Raw genomic sequence first — 24,949 nt, forward strand, 5'->3', positions numbered from 1 at the left:
AAGTTCTATCCCGAACCTGTGAGTTAAGTCACTACAAAAACTGTATGATTTTTCACAACTCCTTAAAGATAATACAGGATTCACAAGAACGTGAACGGACAGGGATTCGTCTGTTTCTATGTAAGTTGAAAAACTACTATAACAGATAAAATAGCGCTTACAAAAACGGCATAACACCAATGTTCATGAGATTGTTACAACTTTCACAAGAATGTAAAACATATTGTTGGCGTTTTCACGTACACTCATATTATAAGGAATCAGGCAGTTATCTCAACTATGAGGAGTGACCATAATGGCAACTGAAATTAAATCAGCCTGGTCAGGATTTGTTCCTGGACAGTGGACGAACGAAGTGAATGTCGGTGAATTTATCCGCTTGAACCGCCACGAGTATACAGGGGATGACCGTTTCTTAGTCGGACCGACAGAGGCGACGAATCGTCTTTGGGGACAAGTGATGGAATTGACGAAAGAAGAACGGGAACGCGGGGGCGTTTGGGATGTCGATCAAAACACGCCGTCGACAATTATCTCACACGGACCTGGGTACTTAAATAAAGACCTTGAAAAAGTCGTCGGTGTCCAAACGGACGAACCGTTCAAACGCTCGATTCATCCGAACGGCGGCATCCGCATGGTCGACGCCGCGCTCGAGTCATACGGCTTCGAACCAAATCCTGAAATCACAAAAATCTATTCAGACATTCGTAAAACACACAACCAAGGTGTTTTCGATGCCTACACACCAGAGATGCGGGCGGCACGGAAGTCAGGGATCATCACAGGTCTCCCAGACGCATACGGACGTGGCCGGATCATCGGTGACTACCGTCGCGTTGCCTTATACGGTTTAGATTTCTTGATTGCCGAGCGTAAAAAAGATTTGGCGAACAATGGCGGTTTCCTCTCAGAAGCAGACATTCGGACGCGGGAAGAGATGTCTGAACAGCTTCGTGCCCTTCAAGAATTGAAACAACTCGGCGCTGCTTACGGATTCGACCTCGGTCGCCCGGCTGAAACGACGCAAGAAGCCTATCAATGGGTATATCTCGCTTACCTTGCAGCTGTCAAAGAACAAAACGGTGCGGCGATGTCTCTCGGACGCGTATCGACATTCCTTGACGTGTACGCTGAGCGTGACATGGCGGCGGGCCGTTTGACAGAGTCAGACGTCCAAGAAATCGTCGATCACTTCATCATGAAACTCCGCATCGTCAAATTCTTGCGGACGCCTGACTATAACGAATTGTTCTCTGGAGATCCAACTTGGGTCACGGAATCAATCGGTGGGATGAGTGAGGATGGCCGTTCGAACGTCACGAAGAGTTCGTTCCGTTTCCTTCACTCGCTCACAAACCTCGGCCCGGCACCAGAACCGAACTTGACGGTGCTTTGGTCGACGAAATTACCGGAAGGATTCAAACAATATTGCGCGAAGATGTCAATTGAGACGTCGGCGATCCAATACGAAAACGACGACCTCATGCTTCCAGAGTTTGGTGACGATTACGGCATCGCCTGCTGTGTGTCACCGATGAAAATCGGCAAACAGATGCAGTTCTTCGGTGCCCGTGCCAATATGGCGAAAGCACTCCTCTACAGCATGAACGGTGGACGCGATGAGAAGAGCGGCGATCAAATCGCTCCGGCTTGGGACATGAACACAGAAGACGTCCTCACGTACGACAAAGTGTACGCTGATTTCGACCGGACGCTCGACTGGCTCGCGGAGCTTTACGTCAACACACTCAACGTCATTCACTTCATGCACGATAAATATGCGTACGAACGGATCGAAATGGCGCTCCACGATCCTGAAATCTTACGGACGATGGCTTGTGGTATCGCTGGCCTTTCGGTGACGGCGGACAGCTTGTCAGCAATCAAATATGCGACGGTCAAACCGGTCCGGAATGAATTCGGCATCGCTGTCGACTTTGAAACAGAAGGCGACTTCCCGAAATTCGGAAACAACGATGACCGTGTCGACGCGATCGCCGTCGAACTCGTCGGATCGTTCATGGAAAAAGTCCGGAAACATAAAACGTACCGCGACGCGCTTCATACGCAGTCGGTCTTGACGATCACGTCGAACGTCGTCTACGGCAAGAAAACAGGTAATACGCCGGACGGCCGTCGTTCTGGTGAGCCGTTCGCACCAGGTGCGAACCCGATGCACGGCCGCGATACGAAAGGAGCGGCAGCGTCGCTCTCGTCAGTCGCCAAACTTCCGTTCGAACACGCGCAAGACGGCATTTCGTACACGTTCTCGATCGTACCGAAAGCACTCGGTAAAGAAGACGTCGCACGTGAACTTAACTTGGCGGCACTTCTTGACGGCTATATGGGTGGCGAGCACAAAGGTCACCACTTGAACGTCAACGTCTTCAATCGTGAGACGCTGCTCGACGCTATGGAACATCCAGAAGAGTACCCGCAGCTCACGATCCGCGTATCAGGTTACGCCGTCAACTTCATCAAGTTGACACGCGAGCAACAGATCGACGTCATCAACCGGACGTTCCACGGTTCATTATAAGTAAAGGCTTGGCGGCCTTCGCTTGAAGGCCGCTCATTCGTTAGGAGGTCATCTCGATGACAATGGGATATGTACACTCGGTCGAATCGTTTGGAACCGTTGACGGCCCGGGAATTCGTTTTATCGTCTTTTTGCAAGGTTGTGCGCTTCGCTGCTTGTATTGCCACAACGCTGATACGTGGGATTTTAAAAAGAATAACCATCGTTCGGCCGAGGACGTCATTCAAGAAGCGCTCAACTATCGTCCGTTCATGGAAGCATCAAAAGGCGGCATCACAATTTCAGGGGGCGATCCGCTCGCGCAGCCAGAGTTTTTAGAAGCGCTGTTGCGTGAAGCGAAAAAACACGGGCTCCACACGACGCTCGATACGTCGGGTGCACTCCGTCCTCCTAACCTTGACGCCATCTTAGACCACACCGACCTCGTCTTACTCGATATTAAACACATCGATGACGACATGTGCAAGAAACTGACAGGACGGAGCAACGCCAACACGCTCGCGCTTGCTGAACATTTATCCGAGCGCGGAACGAAAATGTGGATTCGCCACGTTCTTGTCCCGGAATGGACGCTTGATGAAGGGGCGCTCCGGCGCACGGCGGCGTTCATTCAAAAACTCGACCACGTCGAGAAAGTTGAAATCTTGCCGTATCACGAGATGGGCGTCTATAAATGGGAGGCGCTCGGCCTCGACTATCCATTAAAAGGCATCAAACCACCGACGACGGAAGAAGTCGAGTGGGCGGAAGGGATCTTGCAAGGTACAGTCTAAAAAAACTGCGCAGACCGTTATGGTCTGCGCAGTTTTTCGTGTTATAGCCGTTTATCACGCACGTGGCGGCGAATAGCGTCCTCATCGAGCGGACGGTTGGCGACACCGGTCTCGACAGCCGTCTTCGCGACGGCGATTGCGACGGCCGGTGCGACCCGCTCGTCGAACGGGCTCGGGATGACGATGCCGTTCGCGAGGTCGTCCTCTGTTAATAAGTCAGCGATCGCATGGACGGCCGCTTCTTTCATCTCTTCGTTGATCTCTGACGCCCGGACGTCGAGCGCCCCACGGAAAATACCGGGGAAAGCGAGGACGTTGTTCACTTGGTTGGCGAAGTCCGAGCGACCGGTCGCGACGATGCGGGCCCCTGCGGAAGTCGCGAGATCCGGCATAATCTCTGGAATTGGGTTCGCGAGGGCGAAGATGATCGGATCCGTGGCCATCGTGCGGACCATGTCCTCGGTGACGGCGCCGGCGGCTGAGACGCCGATGAAGACGTCGGCCCCCTCGAGCACGTCGGCGAGCGTACCGATGTGGAGCTTCCGGTTCGTCGCCTTGGCGATTTGGTCTTTGAACGGGTTCATGCCGTCGGCGCGTCCTTCATAAATCGCACCTTTCGTATCACAGATGACGAGGTCCTCGACGCCGAAGCGCTTGAGCAGTTTGGCGATGGCGATTCCGGCGGCCCCGGCCCCATTCATGACGACACGCAGTTCAGGCATCGTCTTGTCGACCAAACGGAGTGCATTGACGAGGCCGGCCAAGACGACGATCGCCGTCCCGTGTTGATCGTCATGGAAGACCGGGATTGGGAGCGTCTGCTTCAACCGGGCCTCGATCTCAAAACATTCGGGTGCCTTGATGTCTTCTAAGTTGACGGCGCCGAACGTCGGGGCCAGTAGTTCGACCGTCCGCACGATCTCATCGACGTTGTGTGTGTCTAAACAAATCGGGAACGCATCGACCCCGGCGAAACTTTTGAACAGGACGGCCTTGCCTTCCATGACCGGCAACGCCGCTTCCGGACCGATGTTGCCGAGCCCGAGTACGGCGCTTCCGTCCGAGACGACGGCGACCGTGTTGGCGCGCAACGTATATTCATAGGACAGCTCTTTATTGTCGGCGATGCGGCGGCACGGTTCGGCGACGCCCGGTGAGTAGGCGAGGCTGAGCGCTTCTGTCGTGTCGACGTCGACTTTTGGCGTCGTTTCTAATTTACCGTGGTGCAAAGCATGCATCTCGAGTGCGCGTTCGTTCAATGTTTTCATAACTCTCTCCCTGTGTGCGTACGATTTTTTGTCTGTCACAATCGACTACATTGTATCGAAGAAACCGCTTACTTTCGAGCGTTTTACCTGCTATGGACGCAATTATTTCTGAACGATTGTTCATATATGTAGAATTGGTCCTGACAATTCATTGTTCGATACATTCGATGTACCAGATTTTCTGATACCGCTATCATCTCAGTCTACAGACCGAGGAAAAACAAGCCTTCCGCTCGTCGCCATCTTTTAAATGGCGTATTATGATAAGAGTGTACTTAATGAGGAGGGATGACAGATGAATCGCCAAGTGAAGCAAGTGTTGTTCATCGTGGCGGCAATCTCTCTAGTTCTCGTCCTAATCGGCTTTTTACCAAATATGATCATGTTTGGTTTGGGGGCGCTCTTAGCACTTTGGGCTGGAGTCAGATTCATGGCCGTGACGCATGTCGGCGCAAAAATCGGTTACGGCTTGCTCGCCGTGATCGGGATCATCACGATTTTGTCGAATATTTGGGCGTTAATCGGAATTGTGGTGGCATGGATGTTGTTTAAAGGGTATATGATGTATGCCAACCAAAAGCGGGACGTTGAGATCTTAAATGCGGACGGGTCGCGTGCTAGTCGTAGCAGCTTCCAATCGTTCGATCAAGTCTGGCAAAAGTTTGTAAACCGTCGCTAAGTTTTTAGAAGGAGGATTTTATGATGAAGACACCATTTGATCAGTTTCGTGATTTAGCTAACGAGTTGACGAAAGAATTTTCAAAAGAAATGAAAAAGTATCAAGATAAAGAGGCGCCACGCTCGAGTGGGGAAGCCGAATTGAACCGCCACATCCGCGGCGCTGAAAAAGAGGCGTTGTCGGTCGAACGTCTCGTCGAGCGTCAGAAGGCGTTGCTCGGCGAACTCGCGACGAAGCGTGACGATGCCAAATTGATGGCTGACAAGCGCTACGAACAGACAGAGCTCGCGAAACAAGCCGGCGAAGAGAAACTGGCTGAACGCGCTGCTCTCGAGTCAAAACATTACGGTGAACAGTATCGCTACTTCGAAGGCTTGTTAGACGAAGGCGGTCGTGAACTTGATGCCCTTGAGCGCCGTGCCCTTGAGATGCGCCTCAAACTCGACGAGATGCAAAACAAGCGTTACGAGTTCGCGATGCGTGAGAACCTTGATTTGTTGAAAGGTGCGCTCGATCAAATCTTCGGAGCGGACACATCGAAGTCGCATCCGTTCACAGAAGAAGAGAAGAAAGACGCAACGAAAGAAGAACCTGAGGTCGACGAAAAAATCGACGCGATGGACGAAGATGATTTCGAAGCAAAATTAAAAGAACTTGAGCGTCGCTTTAAACAAGACTGACGTACTGGTTCAGCGATGGTCCAGAATATTTTCGGGCCATCGCTTCTTTGCTTCATTGTACATATCGATAGGGAGGGGGGATCAGAGTGGAACGTTGGAACACACGCCAAATCATCGGCTTCATGATTATTTTATTTGCCATCGGACTATTTATCGACATCTTGACGGGTGGGAACAGCGTCCTCTTCAGCATGATTGTGCCGCTCTTATTGCTTTATATCGGGCGTCGCTTCAGCCGGAAAGGAAATCAGCCGGTCAGTTATATCTTTTATGGGATTGGCGGCGTGATGCTCGTCGGACTCATCTTTTCTTCGGCCGCGTTCGGGTTCGTCTTATCAGGATTATTGCTCATGTTCGGGTACCGTTTGTATAAAAATCGACCGCTTGAGTCGAGTCGGTTCCGGTCGCATATTCGTCAAGAACAGGCGTTTTCGTTCGGGACGAAAGAGTCGGGCCATTACGTCTTGCAAGACACGAATGAATTCTTTTTGCTGCGCGACGTCGAGATGGATTTATCGCGCGCCATCATTCCGGAAGGGGAGACGTTCTTGCTCTTGAACGGACTCGCTGGGGATATCCGCATCCTCATCCCGGCCGGTTACGATTATTCGATCGACGCCTCGATCGGTTTTGGCAAGATCCAAGTCGATGAATCGAACTATTCACCGGTGTTTAACCGCCGTTTTTATACGGCGTCCGATGAGTATCAAGCAGCGAACCGGAAAGTCCGGATTCATATCGTGCTCATGAGCGGAAGCGTCGAGGTGATGACCGTATGAAGAAGGATTCTTACCCAAGGACGGTCGTCTGGCACCAATTATTCAGTAGTCTACTGACGGCGCTATTCGTGACGATTGCATTTCTAATAGGTGACTCGACTTCACTCCGAGATTTATTTACACGTGAAGAAGGGTTGCCTTTCGGTGTGTCTATCATTGTCATCGCCGTCTTGATCGGCAGCATATTTGGAGTTGGCTCTTATTTTTATTTACGCCGGGATTTCCGTGAAGTGGCGATTGCCCTATGGAAGCTCGAGAATCAAAAAGAGATCGTGTTCCGGCCGTTATCGCCGTACCGCGACACGCTTGAACGGATTGTCCGTATCAGCAAACAACGTACGGAGATGATCGAAGTCGCCAAACGGGTCGGCGATCGGCCGGTCAGTGTCGAAGAGGCACGTAGCGAGGCGGTCGTCGAAGAACGTCGTCGCGTCGCCCGTGAGCTGCACGACTCGGTCAGCCAACAACTCTACGCGATCTCGATGATGACGACAGCGGTCAAGCAGACGATCGAATCGAAACCGGAACTCGCCGCTAAACAGATCGGTCAAGTCGAAGTCATGGCACAGACCGCTCAGGCCGAGATGCGTTCGCTCTTGTTGCAGCTTCGTCCCGTCGAGTTAGAAGGGATGACCTTGAAGACGGGGATTGAACGTCTGTTAGAAGAACTGTCCCGCAAACAATCGACCGAGCTCATCTGGCGTCTCGAGGAAGTGAAATTGTCACGCCATGCGGAAAATGAGTTGTTCCGCATCGTTCAAGAAGCGATCAGCAATACGCTCAGGCATGCCAAGGCGAAGCGGCTCGAAATTGAAATGCGGACCGTCCAACAGACGGTCATCTTGAAAATAAATGACGACGGGATCGGTTTTAATGTCGAGGATACACAAGTCGCCTCATATGGCTTACAATCGATAAGAGAGAGAACGGCCGAAGTCGGCGGGACGTTACGTCTCGTCAGCGTGCCTGGAGTCGGTACACAAATCGAAGTGCGTGTGAAACAACAAGTGGAGGGGTTAGAATGATTCGAGTCGTATTGATTGATGATCATGAGATGGTCCGGGCTGGTGTCTCGGCATTTCTGTCGACACAGCCGGACATTGAAGTAGTCGGGGAAGCGTCGGACGGGGCGACCGGAGCGGAACTCGCCATCGCTGAAAAACCGGACGTCGTCTTGATGGACCTCGTGATGGAGCCTGTGGACGGAGTCGAGTCGACGAAGCGTATCAAAGCGAGCTGGAAAGATGCGAAAATTTTAGTCGTGACGAGTTTTTTGGACGATGAAAAAGTGTATCCGGTCATCGAGGCCGGTGCGATGAGTTATGTCTTGAAGACGGCGAACGCGAATGAAATCGCCGACGCGATCCGTCAGACGGCAGCCGGTAATCCGGTCATGGCCGCACAAGTGACCGGCAAGATGCTCGAACGTCTGCGGCATCCGGAGACGACCCTTCATGAAAGTTTGACGGCGCGGGAACGCGAGATTTTGCAACTGATGGCCGAAGGCAAGGCGAACCAAGTCATCGCCGATGAATTATACATTTCGTTGAAGACGGTGAAGACGCACGTCTCGAATATTTTGACGAAGCTTGACGTCTATGACCGGACGCAAGCGGTCGTCTATGCGTTTCAACATAATTTAGTGGACAAATAATCACTCGGACGGGGGAAACGGGATGATTCCAACGATTGAAACGGAACGACTGCAGTTACGGCAGTTACAACCGACCGATGCGGAGCGTCTATTCACGATTTTTTCAAACGTCGACGTGTTGCGCCATTATGGGATGGAGCCGCATCAATCGCTTGGACAGACGGAACAAATGCTATTCGGGATGCTAGAAGGGATTGCCGACGGGTCGATCATGCGTTGGGGCATTATGAGGAAAGGTAATCCCGAGTTGATGGGGACGATCGGCTTCCACAATCGCGCCCCGCGCCATCGACGTGCCGAGATCGGTTATGAGATCCATCCGCATTATTGGCGGAACGGCTACGCGACAGAGGCGTTGCAGGCGGTATTGACGTTTGCTGCGTGTTCCGCAGATATCGAGCGAGTCGGGGCTATCGTCTATCCTGAAAATATCCCTTCGCAGCAACTGTTAGAACGCAATGGTTTTATTCGTGAAGGAACACTGCGCCACTATATGCGCCAAGGTAATCAAACATACGACGTGTACGTATACGGCTACATAGCGAAAAAAGACGGACCACAATGTTAAATTGTGATCCGTCTTTTTTTATTTTTTCTGAGCTTGAATTTGTTCATCGATTTCAGACAAGTACTCCCAGCGCTCCATTTTTTCTTCGAGTGTTTGCTTGAGGGTACTGATTTCAGCGTAAAGATCGTTCACTTTTCCGAGATCGCTACCGGCATCGGCGAGTCGCGCTTCTGCAGCTTCGATTTTCTGTTCGGTTAGAGCGATCTCTTCCTCGATCGTCTCCCACTCTTTTTGTTCTTTAAAAGTGAATTTGACGACGTCGACTTTGGCGCGCTCTTTCTTGTCTTTCGGTTCTTTTTTAAGTTGACGTGCCTCGTCTTGAAGCTCGGCCAGATAATCGCTATATTCGGCGTGGTAGACGTTGATTGTCCCCTCTTCGAAGGCGATGAGTTGCTCGGCGATACGGTCAAGGAAGTAACGGTCGTGACTGACGGCGATGACGGTTCCTGGGAACGACTCTAAGTAGTCCTCTAAAACCGACAACGTTTCCGTATCGAGATCGTTCGTCGGCTCATCTAAGAACAAGACGTTCGGCTCATCCATCAAAATCCGCAGCAACACAAGGCGCCGCTTCTCGCCACCGGACAGTTTACTGATCGGTTTATATTGGGCGTCCGGTGTGAACAAGAAACGCTCGAGCATTTGACCGGCGGTGATCGTCTCGCCGTCCGGTGTGTAGATGACTTGGGCGATCCGTTCGATCTCGTCGATGACCCGTCGCGTCGTATCGTCAAATTCGACTTGTTGACCGTAGTAACCGATGTGAACCGTCTCACCGTGGACGACCGTGCCTGACGTCGGTTCGATGCGACCGGCGAGTAAGTTCATGAGCGTCGTCTTGCCGCTCCCGTTCGGTCCAACGATGCCGTACCGTTCCCGGCGTCCGAACAGCCAACTGAAATCGTGAATGAGCGGCGTGTCCGCATACTGGAACGACAACTGTTCGACTTCGATGACTTTTTTACCGAGCCGGCGTGAACCGACCGATACGTCGAGCGCATCGTCTTCGGCGAGTGCCTCTTGCTGCTTTAAGCCCTCGACACGTTGAATCCGGGCTTTCTGTTTCGTCGTCCGAGCTTTGGCACCGCGGCGTAGCCAAGCGAGCTCGCGTCGCAAGATGTTTTGCCGCTTTTGTTCCATCGACTGGGAGCGGGCTTTGCGTTCGGCCCGTTTCTCGAGAAACAGTTCATAGTTCCCGTCATAAAAGTAAGACGTGCCGTCGGCAATCTCGAGAATATGGTTCGTCACACGGTTCAAGAAATAACGGTCGTGGGTGATGAGCAAGATCGCGCCTCGGTAGTCCGCGAGAACCGTCTCGAGCCAAGCGATCGTATCGGCGTCAAGTTCGTTCGTCGGCTCGTCAAGTAAGAGCAAGTCGGCTTCGTCGAGCAAGGCCGCAGCGAGCGCGACCCGTTTTTGTTGGCCCCCGGAGAGGGAACTGATCTCGGCCGACACGTCGGGTAACCCGAGCCGATTCAAGATCGACTTCAGCTTCGCTTCCGTTTCCCAAGCGTCAGCGGCATCGACCGCTTGCTGTGCTTTCATGAAACGTTCGAGCCATTGCTCGCTCGATGGGTTCGCCTCGAGTGCTTGGCGAGCGAGCTCGTATTGTTTTAACGCCAAGACGGATGGGGTGTTGCTCGTGAACAAGGCGTCTAAAATTGTCTGACCGGGAGCGAAATCGACGGTTTGCGTCAAATAACGAATCCGATAGTCGTTCGGATGTTGCATCGTGCCTTTGTCTGCTGTTTCGACGCCGGCAATGATTTTTAAGAACGTCGATTTCCCAGAACCGTTGACGCCGATGACACCAATCCGGTTACCGGGATGAATCGTCATCGTGACGTCGTCAAACAAGACTTTATCGGCGAACTCTTTACGGATGCCTTCGATTGTTAATAAACTCATTTGGAACCTCCTTCAACGACTTGGCGAATCATCGCTTCTACTTTCGCTGTCAAATCTTTATTCGAGACGTCAGCCGGGTCGATAGCCGGTAAAAACGTCACATCGACGATACCCGGTCTAATCCGGTTTTTCATTTCGAGCAGGTGATGGCTGCCGTTGATCGCCACCGGAACGATTTTTGCTCCGCTCGACGTGGCGAGCGTCAGGCTGCCGGCTTTAAACTCTTTCATCGGCCCACCTTTTGAACGAGTGCCTTCCGGGAAGATGATGATTGACTGTCCGGATTGGATTGTCTCGACACCGGCGCGGATCGCTTTGACGGATTGGCGGCGGTCGCTGCGATCGATAAAGATGCAACCCATCAATTCCATCCAACCCGCGATCATCGGAATTTTTTTGACTTCGATTTTTGAGATGAACGCTTTCGGATGGTTCGTCGCCGTGATCATGATCGGGATGTCGAAGTTTCCTTGGTGGTTGGCGACGTAGACGACCGGTTCGTTCGGAATATGTTCTTGTCCGTGCACACGGACTCGGGCTCCGGCCACTTTCAATAAGAAGCCGGCCCAGTTGTAGGCGATTTTTTGAACGTAATCGTATCGTGCCGGTACGTCGAGTCGTTTTGCTTTCGGATAAAACGGAAGCAAGACGGGCAAGACGGCGAAGAACGAGAAAAACCAAATGGCGGTGCGTAACATAGTATCAATCTCCTTTTCAAAATAGAGCCAAACAGCAAGAAAGAGTCTTCTTCTCACACAGAGAATCTGACTCTTAGACATGAATCTTTATTCCCAGAAGCGAGAATCGGTTTCCTCTTCTTCTTCCTCGAGTTCGAACGTAATTCGTTTATTCACCGGGTCAACGACAAAGTAGGCACCGTCTTGCTCGATGCTCTTAAACTGCATCACGTGATCACTGCCAATTTCTAAGGTGAGGCGGATTCGGTTGTCGTCATCGACGAGCAAAATGCCGTCTTCTTTCAGCCACAGCTCCATGACGGGTGAATAGCGTAACAGCCATTCGTTCGATAAAGGGATTTCATTCATTCGTGTTTGTGCCTCCTACGGTCCAAGTCCGTTGTGCTCTTCTATCTAGAATAGAATACCAAAAGTGGCGTGGGAACACGAGCGTTATGTAGAGCGTTTGCGTGAACTGGAGTGCATGCGAGCAACGATGCGGTCGATGCGCTTTTGATTGCGCCGTTCTTTCAGGAGCACGTTCATTTGTGCGATAAGCTGTTTAAATGAAGATAGACCCATGGCGAGCAGCGCCGCGAACAAGAATGTGCCGATTGGATCTTTGAAAAAACCGGTTTGGAGCGAGACGGACAAACCGACGACTGAAAGAATCGTGGTGAGAAAATAAAATAGCATGAGTGACTCTCCCTTCCCAGATGATTCAATTGAAAAAACCGAACGTATTTCTCGTTCGACAAGTGAGTAAAAAATTCCTTTTTTTGTCGAACAAAACAAAAAAACGCCTTCTGACGAGCGAGAGGGCGCTTACTCTTGAACCATCGTGACGGAAGACGATACGTTCGTATCGACACCGTTTGAGAATATGAAACTCAGCGAAGCAAGAAGAGCGAAGAATGCAATCAAAAGGCCCTTCATGAAGCGTTTCGCAAATGAGCGAGATTGAACATCAAACATTTTATTTCCCCCGTTCGGACATTGCTGAAACCTGATTTATAAACAACACTTCTTTAATAATAACGTTTTCAAAAAGTGGATACTAGATGGAAAAACATTGTTCACAAAATTGTCACAAAATTCCGTCTGATACTCGGTCGATTTAGAAGCTTGACGGTTGGGTGGTTCATTGTCTCGTTCACAAATTGGACACAATTGACCTGAAGCAGGAAAAGGAACGTGATATGATTAAGAACGTGTGTAGGTAGGTATACTGACAGTAATAAGATGAAAAAGGATGTGTATAGAATGGTATTACGTGCAGGAGATGTAGTCGATCTAGTTGCGGAACGTTCAGCCGATTTTGGCGTATTTATTGGGAACGGCCGTGAAGAGGTATTACTTCATCGGAAAGAACAAACAGAAGAAGTCACAGTCGGTCAAACGGTGCGTGTCTTCCTATATCATGACTCGGAAGGCCGTCTCGCTTCGACGATGACGATTCCGAACGTATCGTTTGAAGAATATGAATGGTTCGATGTGACAGGCGTTCGCTACAATACGGGCGTGTTCGTCAACATCGGCATTCAAAAGGATGTGCTCGTCTCGCTCGACGACCTTCCTGAAAACCGGACATATTGGCCGAAAGAAGGCGATAAGCTATGCGTCCGTCTCAAGTACGATCAAAAAGGCCGTCTTCTCGGAGAACCGGCTCATTATGCGTATTTGAACTTGCTTGCCCGTCCCGCCAAAGAAGAGTGGGGCAATCAAGACGTTCAAGCGATCGTCGTCAACAAACGTGACGTCGGTGTCAACGTCTGGGTCGAGAATGAATCACTCGGTTTCTTACATGAAGCAGAGATGACGCGGTGGCCGCGTCTCGGCGAACAGTTAGCAGTACGTGTGACGCAAGTGAAGCAAGACGGTACCGTTCTTGTATCGATGAAACCGCGAGCGTATGAAGCGATCGACCCGGATGCGGAAAGCATTCGTTCTTACATCGAAGAACGCGGTGGTGAAATGCCTTACGGCGACAAGACAGCCCCAGACGTGATCGACCGTGAGTTTGGCATGAGCAAGGCGGCCTTCAAACGGGCGCTCGGGAAGCTCTTGAAAGAAAAGCAGGTTGAAAAACTCGACAACGGGTATAAATTAAAATAAGATTACTCATGTCCAGGTGGCTAAAAAAAGTTTTAGAATGTATTTCTTTCATTTTAGAAACAAATGCGGTATAGTAATAAGAGTTGACTACGAGGAAACATTTAAAGAACGTCTGCAGAACTAACCTCAGACGTTTTTTGCATGAACAAAGGAGAATATAATTTGACAAAATTTCAAGATTTACAGTTAAGTGAAGCATTAGTAAAAGGTGTACTCAAAATGGGCTTCGAGGAAGCGACACCGATCCAAGCTGAAACAATTCCAATCGCACTTACAGGAGCGGATGTATTAGGCCAAGCACAAACAGGTACAGGGAAAACAGCAGCTTTCGGTATTCCGACAATTGAGCGAATCGACACAAAGGCGCGTCAAGTCCAAGCACTTGTTCTTGCACCGACACGTGAACTTGCGATTCAAGTTGCAGAAGAGTTAAACAAAATCGGGGAAACGAAGCGTGTATACGCACTTCCTGTATACGGTGGTCAGCAAATCGACCGCCAAATCCGCGGCTTGAAAAAGAACCCGCAAATCGTCGTTGCGACACCTGGACGTCTCATGGACCACATGAAACGCAAGACGATCAAACTCGACGAGATCCAAACAGTGATCTTGGATGAGGCGGATGAAATGCTCAACATGGGCTTCGTTGAAGATATCGAGATGATTTTGAAAGGCCTTCCGGCTGAACGTCAAACGCTTCTCTTCTCAGCGACAATGCCACCACAAATCAAGAAGATCGCTGAGCGCTTCATGAAGTCGCCAACAATCATCAAAGTGAAATCGAAGGAAATGACAGTTGAAAACATCAACCAACAGTTCCTCGAATTGCGTGAAGGTCAAAAATTCGATACACTTTGCCGTTTGATCGACATCGACTCACCAGAACTCAGCATCATCTTCGCTCGTACGAAGAAACGTGTTGACGAAGTTACAGAAGCACTCATCAAACGTGGTTACACGGCTGATGGCCTTCACGGTGACTTGACGCAATCAAAACGTGACCAAGTCATCCGTCGTTTCAAAAACGGCACGATCGACATCTTGGTCGCAACAGATGTAGCGGCGCGTGGACTTGATATCACAGGTGTCACACACGTTTACAACTTTGACGTCCCACAAGATCCGGAAAGCTACGTGCACCGTATCGGACGTACAGGCCGTGCTGGTAAAACAGGTACTGCCCTTACGTTCATCACGCCACGTGAATTCGGCCAAGTGAAGTCAATCGAACGTGTGACGAACAAGAAAATGAACCGTCGTCACGTACCGACGATCGCAGAAGTACTTGAAGGAAACCAAAAGCAATCAGCTGAAGATTTGATCGAACGCGTTCAAGCGGGCGATTTCAAAGCTTACACGCAACTTGCGACTGAGCTCCTTGAAGAGTACGAAGCAGTCGAGCTTCTCGCAGCAGCACTTCGTGGTTTGACGAAAGAGCCAGATTCAACACCTGTTGAAATCTCTTACGCAGAACCAGTCCGTGTGAAACGTCAAGGTGGACGCAACGACCGCGGTGGATACCGTGGCGGCGCACGCAGTGGTGGCGGAGACCGTCGCACTGGCGGCGGAGACCGTGGCGGACGCTCAGGCGAACGTAGCGGTGGCGGTGGATACCGTGGAAAACGCACTGGTGGGACTGACGATCGTCGTCGCTCATCAGAAGACCGTGGCCCACGTCGTCCGCGTGACTAATCGATAAAATGAAAACCGCATTTCCTTAAGTGGATTTGCGGTTTTTTTATTTATCTCATGCTACACTGAACGAGTAGAGATTGAAGGATGAGGTGTCAACGGATGGTAGAACTAGGTTTAGGTCTCGTCATATTATTGGCGTGCATCCTAGCATTGAAGCCGATTGTTATGCGGACAGTACGTCCGAATTTCCGATATATTCCGGTCGCCACACTTTTGTTTGGCGCGATGATTTGGTTAGTCATGGCCATCGGCGTCGGCGGGAAGATGGGAATCGGATACGGTGTGATGAGTATCGTGTATTTTATTGCTTGTTTCGGTGCCTATATGTATGTGCATACACGAGCGAGCTGAAACCGGCTCGCTTTCTTGTTTCGAAAATGAGGATGAGGTGATCCAATTGGATGCAGTGGATGTGATGATGAATCCAAATGAAGTCGAAGTGACATATGAACCGATTTTCGGGGCGGCCACGTTTCAAGTGGAAGGCTACATGGTACACGGCCATTTCAGGGGCGAGTCGCTCACCCCGTTCTTTTATGATGACGACGTACCGGTCGAGTATCAACTCGACATCGCCAAGCGGATGGAACGGTTGGCCGCCGAATCGTTGCGTGACGAAAAGCAGTTCGTCACGTTCCGCTGCCGGTCGGAATGGATCCTTGAAGAAGGGGGAGAAGCATTTTTAGCACCGTTACGGGAATTGAACTTCCCGCTCCACCGGATATTTGTGACACTTCAAGGGACCGAGCTCGTCGATGTGTCTCGTCTGTCCCGCGTCGTCCAATATTATCGTTCTTCTGGTGTGAGAGTCGCGCTCGACTTCGCGGAGTCGACGAGTATCGAGGACATCATGACGATTGCACCGGAGTTGTTGCTTGTCGATTTAGCAACGATGGTCGAGAAGAAGACGTTGTCGGTGACTTACCCCCAAATGCTCCAGACGATGGAATACATTGCTTCGAAACTCGGGGCCCCGCTGCTCTATAAGTCAATCGATCATCTCGGTCAGTTGCGTTACGCCTGGCAGCACGGTGGAAGTTACTACATGGGTGGCTTGTTAGGTCGTCAAGAGGATTTCCCGCCGCGTGAAGCAAAAGGAATGAGTGTACTCACGCAAGAAGTTCCAGCGTTCTTCCTGCACGACCAAGAGCGATTGAAGCGGTTGTATGAGCTAGAATTCGAACTTCACGGAAAAGTCGCGGAGCTCGTCCAAACCGGGAAATGGTCACGGGATAAGAAGGATGAATGGCTGCTCCATATCGCCCCTAAATTAGAAGGGATGCTCGTCCGCTACTACTTGACCGACCAAACGGGCTTCCAGACGAGTGCGAACGTCTACCAAGAGCAACACGTTTGGAAAGTCGATAACACATACCGAGGCTATAACTGGAGTTTTCGACCGTACTTTATCCGGACGATGGCGGCGATGAGTGTTCGCGGGCGGGGCTATTTGTCGGAAGACTATCGCGACTTCAGCTCCAACGAAGTGACACGTACGTTCAGCTATCCGTTACCGGACGGCATGTTTTTGTTCGCCGATTTATCAGAAGAGTACTTATACCAAAACCGATTATTAGATTGAGAGGGATTATGATGTTTGATTACGATTATGATGCGTTGCGTGAGATTGGGAGAATCGTCGCCCGGGCAAGGGATGAAATGGCACGGGCCGTCACGCCAGGGATGACGACGAAAGAGCTCGATGCGATCGGGCAACGTATTCTTGAAGAAGAAGGAGCGGCCTCGGCGCCGATTACGATGTATGAGTTTCCGGGCTATACGTGTATCTCCATCAATGAAGTGGCTGCCCACGGAATTCCGGGTAAAGAAGTCATTAAAGACGGGGACATCGTCAATGTCGATGTGTCTGCCGTGAAAGATGGCTATTATGCAGACACGGGACGAACGGTGATCGCCGGCACACCGAAATCGCCAGAGCATGTCCGCTTAGTCGAGGTCTCGCTCACGTCGCTCGAAGCGGGCCTCAGCAAAGTGAAGGCCGGTACGAAAGTGAACCAGATCGGAAAAGCGATTTACGCGGATGTCCGCAAAAATGGCTTCACCGTCATTCGAAACTTGGCGGGTCATGGACTCGGCCGCACGCTCCACGGCGAACCGGAGACGATCTCCAACTATTATAGCCGGGAAGAGAATGACATCTTGAAAGTCGGTCAAGTCATCGCAGTCGAGACGTTCGTCTCGACGAAAGACGAGATCGTCTACCAGTCAGAAGAGGATGGCTGGGCGTTGTTCACACCGAACGACAGCCCCGTCTCGCAGTTTGAGCACACGGTCATCGTGACCGAGGACGGCTATGAAGTGTTGACAGGAACGTTCCGAGAAGAATGACGCAATCAAACAAGGATACAGACCGCGGTCTGTATCCTTGTTTACGTTAACTGGATGATTTGTTCGCTTAACTGATGAATCTTTTTCCAATCCGGAGTGACGACGTCAGGGATCAAGAGCTGACCGTTTTCGACATCGAGCGGCGCATCGAGCAGGTCGGTCTCGAAATAGGCGCTCGTTCCGGCCATGTCGGCCGGATAGGCGGCACCCGTCAACGAGGCGAATAAGAGTGTATGATAACGGCCGATCGATGATTCGTACATACCACCGACCCAATACGGGGTACCGCTGTCACGGATCGCGAGCGCCTCGGTCAATCCCCCGACGCGGGCAGGTTTGATGTTGACGATGCGTCCGGCCCGAAGCCGATTCATCGTCTCGACGTCTTGCCGTGAGATGATGGACTCGTCAAGACAGATTGGCGTCTTGAGTTTTGTTTGCAGGTCGGCCGAGTCGACCCAGCAGTCGCTCGGATAAGGCTGTTCGATCATCAAGAGGCGATGGGCGTCGAGTTGTTTGAACCAGTCGAGCGGCTGCTCGTGCGCACTGCCGTTCAAGTCGATCATGAGCGGAGCGTCCGGGAAAAAAGTCCGCACTTCCGCGAGCGCCGTCAATAGCTCATGAGGCGAAGCTTTCAACTTGATCCGTTCGAACCCGGAATGGAGCGCCTGTTCGATCGCGTTCAACGTTTCGGTGAGCAAGCCAATCCCAATCGTCCGCCCGCAAGCGACGTGATGTCCGGCTTGCAAAAGTTGTTTTAGCGTCACGCCAGCACGGGCGGCCTCGATTTCCCAGAGTGCACTCTCCCACATCGCTTTTGCCATCGGGTGCCCGATGATCGAACGGACATGGTCTGGAAATGTGGTCGCGCTGATCGGCTGTCCTTTCAGCAATCGATAGATCAGTTCAGACGTGTCGACGGTCGAGCGGACCGTCTCCGACGTGTACCACGGCGTCTCAAAGGCGACACCTTCCCCGTATCCGACTGCTCCGTCGGTCGTTTCGAGACGGAGGATGACCGTCCGTCGCGTCGTCAAGACGGCATGGGCTGTCACAAGCGGGTGTTTGAACGTGAGCGGGACGATGTAAAGGTCAGCTCGTTGAATCATAATCGGTCTCCTTTAAGCGGTGTCGCATCAATTTTCCGTTGGCGTTTCGTGGGAGCTGAGTGACCGTGATCAACGCCTTCGGGTGCTTATACTTAGCGAGGTGGTCGTTTAAAATTTGCGTAAGTTCGTGAGGGTCGTATGTCCCGACGATATAGGCGATCGGGACGGCGCCCCATGTCGGGTCAGGCTTCCTGGTGACCCCGGCGTCCTCGATACCGGGGCATCGCAACAGGACGCTCTCGATCTCAGCAGGATAGATGTTTTCTCCGCCCGAGATGATCAAGTCGCTCCGGCGATCGAGTACATAGAGATAGCCGTCTTGGATCGTTCCGAGGTCGCCGGTTCGCCAGTACCCGTCCTCAGTCCAGGCATCCGCTTCCGATTCGTTATAATAGCCTGGCGTGACGGTCGGGCCATTGACTTCGATCTCGCCATCGCGACTGATGCGGATGCGGGTCGGTGCGATCGCTTGACCGCTTGAACCGATATGGTCGAGTGCTTCGGACGGCAACAACGTCGCGACTTGGGAGCAAGTTTCCGTCATCCCGTACGTCTGCGCGATCGGCAAGTGGCGGCGGTCTGCTTCTTCGAGCAACGGCCGTGGCACCGGTCCGCCTCCGACGAGGATGACGCGGAGATGGTGACTGGTCAATCCTGCGTCGAGCAGTCGCCCGAGCATGATGGCGACGAGGGAAAGATGGGTGATCCGTTCGGACGCAATCAATCGGGTCGTACGCAAGACGTCGAACTTCGGTTCAACGTATAATGTCGAGCCGAACAGGGCGCAACGGTACACTTGGGCGAGTCCGCTCATGTGGAACAGCGGTGTGACGACGAGCATGCGGTCGGTCGGCTCGTATCCTAGATGTTTTTTTGCGGCCTCGGCGCTCGCGCGATGATTTCCGTACGTCTGTTGCACCGCTTTGGCGTGTCCGGTCGTTCCGGACGTAAACATGAGCGACATGACCTCGTCACGCCCCCAGCGATGATGTCGGCGCAACGGCTCTTGATCGCGTACGCTCACGTCGATTTGAGGGACGTTGAGGTCGATTTCCTGATCGACGAGTAAGATGTCGATGTGGGCCTTGTCGAGTTGCATCGCGAGTTCGCTTGTGGTCAGCCGTGTATTCAACGGGACGAGTACTTTTCCGAGCAAATGGACGGCGTGGACTGCGACGACATAGTCTTTACTATTTGACGCATACAGTCCGATGTGACGAGCGTCCGGAACGGTCCGGCCTAAAAAGTGTGCCAAGCGCGAGCTCTCATCGATCAATTCGCCCCACGTCAGACGTTCCGTTGCGGTGACGAGGGCGATCGTGTCGACAGGATGTTGCTTCAAATCATAATCCATTACAATTACCTCCAAAAAAAGAGTAGCGAATTCGCTACTCTCTTACGATTTACGGGAAACGCGGGAATTGACCGAAGTCAGGGTCACGTTTTTCTTTGAAGGCGTCACGGCCTTCTTTTGCTTCATCTGTCGTGTAGTAAAGAAGCGTCGCGTCACCGGCGAGCTGTTGGATCCCGGCCAAGCCGTCCGTATCAGCGTTCATCGCAGCTTTCAAGAAGCGGAGTGCTGTCGGCGAGTGTTGCAAGATCTCTTGGCACCATTGGACCGTCTCGGCTTCAAGCTGTTCGAGCGGGACGAACGTGTTGATGAGTCCCATGTCGAGCGCTTGCTGTGCGTCATATTGACGGCACAAGTACCAAATCTCACGAGCCTTTTTATGTCCGACGATACGTGCCAAGTAGCCTGAACCGTAACCGGCATCGAATGAACCGACTTTCGGTCCAGTTTGACCGAAACGAGCGTTGTCGGCCGCAATCGTCAAGTCACAGACGAGGTGCAAGACGTGTCCGCCACCGATGGCGTATCCAGCGACCATGGCGATGACCGGTTTAGGGATGACTCGGATCAAGCGCTGAAGATCAAGGACGTTCAAGCGCGGGATATCATCGTCACCGACGTAGCCGCCGTGACCGCGAACTTTTTGGTCGCCACCTGAGCAGAAGGCTTGATCGCCTTCACCTGTCAAGATGATGACACCGACTTCTTTATCGTCACGGGCGCGCGCGAACGCGTCAATCAATTCGTTGACCGTGAGCGGACGGAACGCGTTCCGAACTTCCGGACGGTTGATCGTGATTTTTGCGATCCCGTTCCACTTCTCATATTTAATGTCTTCATACGTACGGACCGATGTCCAGTTTGCTACTGATTCCATTTAAATTCCCCCTAAAATCAATTTCTCTATCATTGTACCAAATTGTTGGGTGTTCTCGATATGGGGAGCGTGGGCCGCACCCGAAATTTCGTGTATCCGAATGTCTGGACGACGTTCACGCATATCGCGAGCAATCGTTTGAAACTTCACATCGTGCGCACCGACGATCAAATCGGTTCGAGGCAGGCGGTCAAGATGCGTCCATAGCGACGGCATACTGCCGGTCCCGATGGCGCGCAAACTGTTCGCGAGCGCTGACGGGTCTTGAGCGAGCCGCTCATGTCGAAGTGAGGCCCGCATCTCGTCCGTTTGACGCCAAAGCGGGAGCATCTCCCATGCGGCGACGAACGCTTCGATTCCGTCCGTCTCGATCCGTCGCGCGAGCCGTTCATCGGCGTCGCGTCGCGCTCGTCGCTCTGAAGCGGTGAGACCGGGCGTCGTACTAATCCCGATGAAGTGGTCCACGCGCTCGTCACAGGCTGCGAGTGTCATCCCGATGCGGCCGCCGAGCGAATAGCCGATGACCGTCCACGGCCTTTCGTCCGTGTCGAGCAGCGTCGACAAATCCTTCACTTGTTGGCTCATCTTCGCGCGGGCGACCGAGCAACTGCCGGTCTGTCCATGTTGAAGCAGGGACGGGGCGACGAGGCGCACCGGCAAGTCAGGGAAATACGAGAGCCATCCGGCGTTGCTCGTGAAGCCGTGCAACAAGAGGACCGGTCTTCCGGACCCGTGCTCGAGCACTTCATACGATACGTCACGGACAGTACGTCTCATGTCCCGTTCTCCAACGTGAGACGCGTGCAAATCGATTCCGTCCAGTTCCGGTGGGATAAGACGTTGTCGGCACGGTCAGATGGGAATTCGATCAACTGAATCCCTGCCTCGATCGCTGCTGTCACGTCTTCTGGACGTTCGAGCAGTTGATAGCTAAGCCCGTATGTGTCGGCGAAGCCACGGATGTTCAAGTCGAGCGGTGTACCGAACAAGTCTTCGAACATCTGTGGCTCGATGGATGCTTGCGGTAAGAAGGAGAAGATGCCCCCGCCGTTGTTGTTGGCGACGATGATCGAGAACGAGCCAGGATGCGTCTTTAGTAATTGCAGGGCGTTGCTGTCATGATAGAACGCCAAGTCACCGATCAGTAACGCGGCTCGTTCTGTGTCGTGGCAAGCGCCGAGCGCACTCGAGATGATTCCGTCGATCCCGTTCGCGCCTCGGTTGGCGAAGACGGATACGGCTTGTCCGGCACCGAGCGTCGTGTCGACGTCACGGATCGGCATGCTGTTGCTGACGAACAAGCGGTCGATCTGAGCGTTCAAGACGTGACTAGTCAAGGCGCTCTCACCGCTCAGACTTGGTTTGGCCGATTCGGCGACTTGTTCGAATAAGGAAAAGCGAGCCGAGTAGACGTCGTCAAACGGGACGTCGATGACCTCCAAATAGTCATTCGCGTCGCCGTAGACGACAGTCGCACGACTCGATGGGTCGCGAAACGAGCCGGGCTGTTCAATCAAGATTTGGTGGGTCTGTTTGAGCCATTCATTCAACCGTTTCGATACAGGAGCCGCACCGAAGCGAACGACCGCATTCGGCGTCCATTCTGGGCTATGCTCACTTGCGAGCCACGTGTCATAATTCGTCAAAACGCCGTCAAAGCAACGCATGCCACTGAGCGGATCGGCAAACACCGGAATTCGGTGAGTGTTTGCTACGTTGTAGATGGTTTCGAGCCAAGACGTCGGCGTGCCAGGTCCGACGACGAAAGCGAGCCGTTCGACGGCCGTCTCTTGTTTGAAGCGAGCCAAGTCGTCGGTGACGGGACGAATGTACGAGGTCTCGCTCCGTCTCGAAGTGGCGGTCAATTGTGACTTCAGACGTTCGATATCGGGCAGTAACGGTTCTCGGAACGGGATGTTAATATGGACCGGTCCGAGCGGGGCCTGCGCACTCAAGCGTACGAGCCGTCCGACGGCTTGTTCCATATAGTGCAGACTCTCTGGCTCGGGCACCGGTAGATCGAGGCTCGTCTTCACATGTTCACCGTAGAGGCGGACTTGATCGATTGCTTGCGGGGACCCGACGTTACGCAACTCATGCGGCCGATCTGTCGTCAATACGACGAGCGGGAGCTGGGAAATCGTTGCTTCGGCGACAGCTGAAAAATAGTTGGTAGCGGCTGTGCCGCTCGTACAAATTAATGCGACCGGCCGAACGTCTTCGCCAGCGCGGGTTAGTCCGAGCGCGAAGAAAGCGGCTGAACGCTCATCGACGACGACGTGATGGCGTATATTCGGGTGCAAATACGCGGCCATCGCCAGCGGTGTCGAACGCGAACCGGGACTGATGACGACGTCATAAATCCCAGTTTCGACGAGTCGATTCATCATATGGGATACCCAATTCGTTAACATATCGTTCATTCGTGATTGCCTCCTGAAATGACTTGGTCTAACCCGAGCGCTTGCTTGATCGGGCTCAACTTGACTTCTGTCTCGGCTAGCTCTGATTCGAGTTCAGACTCTTGGACGATTCCACAGCCTGCGTATAATGCCACGAACTGATGCTGGACGAGGGCCGAACGGATAGAGACGACAAATTCACCTTCTCCGTCGGTGTTCAACCAGCCGAACGGTGAGCCGTACCAGCCGCGATCGAACCGTTCGATGTCGCGCAGCAAGCGGACGGCCGTCCGCTTCGGAGAACCGCCGAGTGCGGGTGTCGGGTGCAACGACTCAATGATGGAGAGGAGAGACGCGTTCGTGTCCAAAGTTGCTTTGATCGGTGTGTGTAAATGAAACACCGAGCGGTTCTCTAAAATCGTCGGGGACGGCGCGACATGAATGGTCGCTGCATAAGGTGTGAGAGCGTTTTGAATGTCTTTGACGACGATTTGGTGCTCCTCTAAATTTTTACGGTCATGCAACAACTGCTGTTTCGCCGTCTCGGTTTCCGCGTCCGTATCCGGGCGTTTGATCGTGCCGGCGATGGCCGCGGTCTCGATATGCGGACCTTGCTTACGGACGAGCCGCTCCGGTGTGGCCCCGAAAAATCCGATTTCCCGTTTCGGTTGATATAAGAACACGTAACTGCCTTCTTGATGTTCAGACAAGTGCCGTAGCGTCTTCGCGAACGGGAACGCTTCATCTGACGTCTGGTAAATCTCTTCCCGGGCGATGACGAGTTTCTCGACTTTTTCTTCGGCGATATATCCTTTCGCCTGTTGAAAACTTGATTTAAAGTGATCGACGCCGTCTTTTACTTTCGAATACGTCGGCGTCGACTCATCGGGCGCGTGCAGGGCGTTGAACTGGGCCAATTGGTCGGCTAGTTGGATTAAATATTGTTCAACGGTCTGGTTTGAAGAAACAAGGGTCGACACCGTCAACGTGTGCTTGTCACCGGAACGACGGTATAAAAATTTAGGGACGACTAAAGCCGCCTCGCCGAATGAGTCCCACATGTTTTTTTGAGGTCGGACGAACGTATCGAACGAAAATCCTGAGAACGCATAGATGACGGCATCGACATCCCGGCGATGCAGGCTCCAGTCGTACTGCAGACGTTGGAACCGTTCGGGTCCGGACGCCGTCAAGACGAGCGCGTCGGCACAACCGAGCATTTCAAGTGAGCGATCGGGTGTCGAAAAATAATAGTGTGATGTTTCTGTATTTTGAATGATATGAAACGCGTCGAACGAAGGGATCTCCCACGTGTATGAGGCAAGGACAGGTCGTTGCCATGCGCGTGCGCGTTTATGCGCTTGTTCGATTCGTTGTTTAATGTGTGTTTGAGTATCTGGCATATAAGAAAAGCCTCCTCAATCCGATGGAATATTCATCTTTTAGTGTATCATGACTTAACGGCTGGGCTGCCCGTCGAATGCTCGAGAAACATGAGTTGAGACGATTGAGGGACGGGCATT

The 24,949-nt window shown here is 52.3% G+C and carries 24 protein-coding genes; 13 read left to right on the forward strand and 11 right to left on the reverse strand.

All coding sequences use genetic code 11. From position 1 onward, the window contains the following. The first annotated feature begins 295 nt into the window (after window positions 1–295). Together pflB and pflA are read left to right on the forward strand one after the other, a co-directional pair. Window positions 296–2,542, forward strand: coding sequence for a formate C-acetyltransferase (pflB, locus tag EVJ30_RS03350; protein WP_131456841.1), 2,247 nt, complete (start codon window positions 296–298; stop codon window positions 2,540–2,542). 56 nt (window positions 2,543–2,598) lie between these two features. Beyond that, the gene (pflA, locus tag EVJ30_RS03355; RefSeq protein WP_131456843.1) at window positions 2,599–3,315 is read left to right on the forward strand and encodes a pyruvate formate-lyase-activating protein; all 717 of its coding nucleotides are present in this window, start codon (window positions 2,599–2,601) and stop codon (window positions 3,313–3,315) included. Between the two features lie 41 nt (window positions 3,316–3,356). Here the strand turns inward: pflA and EVJ30_RS03360 are convergent, their stop codons facing one another. Beyond that, window positions 3,357–4,583, reverse strand: coding sequence for an NAD(P)-dependent malic enzyme (locus tag EVJ30_RS03360; protein WP_131456845.1), 1,227 nt, complete (start codon window positions 4,581–4,583; stop codon window positions 3,357–3,359). 295 nt (window positions 4,584–4,878) lie between these two features. Between EVJ30_RS03360 and EVJ30_RS03365 the strand changes: the two genes are divergently transcribed. The 6 genes from EVJ30_RS03365 (at window position 4,879) to EVJ30_RS03390 (ending at window position 8,943) form a co-directional block, all read left to right on the forward strand. After that, window positions 4,879–5,262, forward strand: coding sequence for a lmo0954 family membrane protein (locus EVJ30_RS03365; protein WP_016508398.1), 384 nt, complete (start codon window positions 4,879–4,881; stop codon window positions 5,260–5,262). A 23-nt stretch (window positions 5,263–5,285) separates the two neighbouring features. Continuing rightward, on the forward strand, window positions 5,286–5,942 hold the full coding sequence (locus EVJ30_RS03370) for a PspA/IM30 family protein (RefSeq protein ID WP_131456847.1): 657 nt from the start codon (window positions 5,286–5,288) through the stop codon (window positions 5,940–5,942). Window positions 5,943–6,028: 86 nt separating this feature from the next. Beyond that, window positions 6,029–6,721: a cell wall-active antibiotics response protein LiaF gene (liaF, locus tag EVJ30_RS03375; RefSeq protein WP_131456849.1), complete on the forward strand. Its 693-nt coding sequence runs from the start codon at window positions 6,029–6,031 to the stop codon at window positions 6,719–6,721. Next, entirely contained in the window at window positions 6,718–7,746 is a 1,029-nt protein-coding gene (locus tag EVJ30_RS03380; protein WP_131456851.1) for a sensor histidine kinase, read from the forward strand. Before liaF ends, EVJ30_RS03380 begins: the two co-directional genes overlap by 4 nt. Further along, window positions 7,743–8,375: a response regulator gene (locus EVJ30_RS03385; protein WP_070328913.1), complete on the forward strand. Its 633-nt coding sequence runs from the start codon at window positions 7,743–7,745 to the stop codon at window positions 8,373–8,375. Before EVJ30_RS03380 ends, EVJ30_RS03385 begins: the two co-directional genes overlap by 4 nt. Before the next feature lie 22 nt (window positions 8,376–8,397). After that, the gene (locus EVJ30_RS03390; RefSeq protein ID WP_131456855.1) at window positions 8,398–8,943 is read left to right on the forward strand and encodes a GNAT family N-acetyltransferase; all 546 of its coding nucleotides are present in this window, start codon (window positions 8,398–8,400) and stop codon (window positions 8,941–8,943) included. 18 nt (window positions 8,944–8,961) lie between these two features. Here the strand turns inward: EVJ30_RS03390 and EVJ30_RS03395 are convergent, their stop codons facing one another. From EVJ30_RS03395 to EVJ30_RS03410, 4 genes are all read right to left on the reverse strand, one after another. Beyond that, a complete protein-coding gene (locus EVJ30_RS03395; protein ID WP_131456857.1) occupies window positions 8,962–10,851 on the reverse strand; it encodes an ABC-F family ATP-binding cassette domain-containing protein in 1,890 nt (629 codons plus the stop codon). Then, entirely contained in the window at window positions 10,848–11,549 is a 702-nt protein-coding gene (locus EVJ30_RS03400) for a lysophospholipid acyltransferase family protein (RefSeq protein WP_131456859.1), read from the reverse strand. The genes EVJ30_RS03395 and EVJ30_RS03400 overlap by 4 nt, the downstream gene beginning before the upstream one ends. Window positions 11,550–11,636: 87 nt before the next feature. Then, entirely contained in the window at window positions 11,637–11,897 is a 261-nt protein-coding gene (locus EVJ30_RS03405; RefSeq protein WP_016508370.1) for a hypothetical protein, read from the reverse strand. An 84-nt stretch (window positions 11,898–11,981) separates the two neighbouring features. Then, complete coding sequence (locus EVJ30_RS03410; protein ID WP_070328917.1) at window positions 11,982–12,224, reverse strand: hypothetical protein; 243 nt, start codon at window positions 12,222–12,224, stop codon at window positions 11,982–11,984. A gap of 567 nt (window positions 12,225–12,791) precedes the next feature. Here EVJ30_RS03410 and EVJ30_RS03415 point away from each other — a divergent pair. From EVJ30_RS03415 to map, 5 genes are all read left to right on the forward strand, one after another. Beyond that, entirely contained in the window at window positions 12,792–13,643 is an 852-nt protein-coding gene (locus tag EVJ30_RS03415; RefSeq protein WP_131456861.1) for a CvfB family protein, read from the forward strand. A 162-nt stretch (window positions 13,644–13,805) separates the two neighbouring features. After that, window positions 13,806–15,335 (forward strand): degradosome RNA helicase CshA, encoded by a 1,530-nt coding sequence (gene cshA / locus EVJ30_RS03420; RefSeq protein WP_070328919.1) that lies wholly within the window; start codon window positions 13,806–13,808, stop codon window positions 15,333–15,335. 102 nt (window positions 15,336–15,437) lie between these two features. Continuing rightward, the gene (locus tag EVJ30_RS03425; protein ID WP_035385950.1) at window positions 15,438–15,689 is read left to right on the forward strand and encodes a hypothetical protein; all 252 of its coding nucleotides are present in this window, start codon (window positions 15,438–15,440) and stop codon (window positions 15,687–15,689) included. A gap of 67 nt (window positions 15,690–15,756) precedes the next feature. After that, on the forward strand, window positions 15,757–16,920 hold the full coding sequence (locus EVJ30_RS03430; RefSeq protein ID WP_236635975.1) for an EAL-associated domain-containing protein: 1,164 nt from the start codon (window positions 15,757–15,759) through the stop codon (window positions 16,918–16,920). Window positions 16,921–16,931: 11 nt separating this feature from the next. Continuing rightward, entirely contained in the window at window positions 16,932–17,687 is a 756-nt protein-coding gene (gene map, locus EVJ30_RS03435) for a type I methionyl aminopeptidase (protein WP_131456863.1), read from the forward strand. A gap of 41 nt (window positions 17,688–17,728) precedes the next feature. Here map and menC read toward each other — a convergent pair whose 3' ends face one another. From menC to EVJ30_RS03465, 6 genes are read right to left on the reverse strand one after another with little or no spacing between them, the layout of a single operon-like run. Beyond that, window positions 17,729–18,796 carry an o-succinylbenzoate synthase gene (gene menC, locus EVJ30_RS03440; RefSeq protein WP_131456865.1) on the reverse strand — a complete coding sequence of 356 codons (1,068 nt, stop codon included), beginning with the start codon at window positions 18,794–18,796 and terminating at the stop codon, window positions 17,729–17,731. Next, entirely contained in the window at window positions 18,780–20,150 is a 1,371-nt protein-coding gene (gene menE / locus EVJ30_RS03445) for an o-succinylbenzoate--CoA ligase (RefSeq protein WP_131468008.1), read from the reverse strand. The genes menC and menE overlap by 17 nt, the downstream gene beginning before the upstream one ends. 49 nt (window positions 20,151–20,199) lie before the next feature. Beyond that, window positions 20,200–21,024, reverse strand: a complete 825-nt coding sequence (gene menB / locus EVJ30_RS03450) for a 1,4-dihydroxy-2-naphthoyl-CoA synthase (protein WP_016508405.1) — start codon at window positions 21,022–21,024, stop codon at window positions 20,200–20,202. After that, window positions 21,025–21,801, reverse strand: a complete 777-nt coding sequence (locus EVJ30_RS03455; RefSeq protein WP_201738359.1) for an alpha/beta fold hydrolase — start codon at window positions 21,799–21,801, stop codon at window positions 21,025–21,027. Next, complete coding sequence (menD, locus tag EVJ30_RS03460) at window positions 21,798–23,447, reverse strand: 2-succinyl-5-enolpyruvyl-6-hydroxy-3-cyclohexene-1-carboxylic-acid synthase (protein ID WP_131468010.1); 1,650 nt, start codon at window positions 23,445–23,447, stop codon at window positions 21,798–21,800. The genes EVJ30_RS03455 and menD overlap by 4 nt, the downstream gene beginning before the upstream one ends. Then, window positions 23,444–24,829, reverse strand: a complete 1,386-nt coding sequence (locus EVJ30_RS03465; protein WP_131441103.1) for an isochorismate synthase — start codon at window positions 24,827–24,829, stop codon at window positions 23,444–23,446. Before EVJ30_RS03465 ends, menD begins: the two co-directional genes overlap by 4 nt. Window positions 24,830–24,949: the final 120 nt, after the last annotated feature.

The organism is Exiguobacterium sp. SH5S13 (genome assembly GCF_004337085.1).
GTDB classification, from domain to species: domain Bacteria; phylum Bacillota; class Bacilli; order Exiguobacteriales; family Exiguobacteriaceae; genus Exiguobacterium; species Exiguobacterium aurantiacum_A.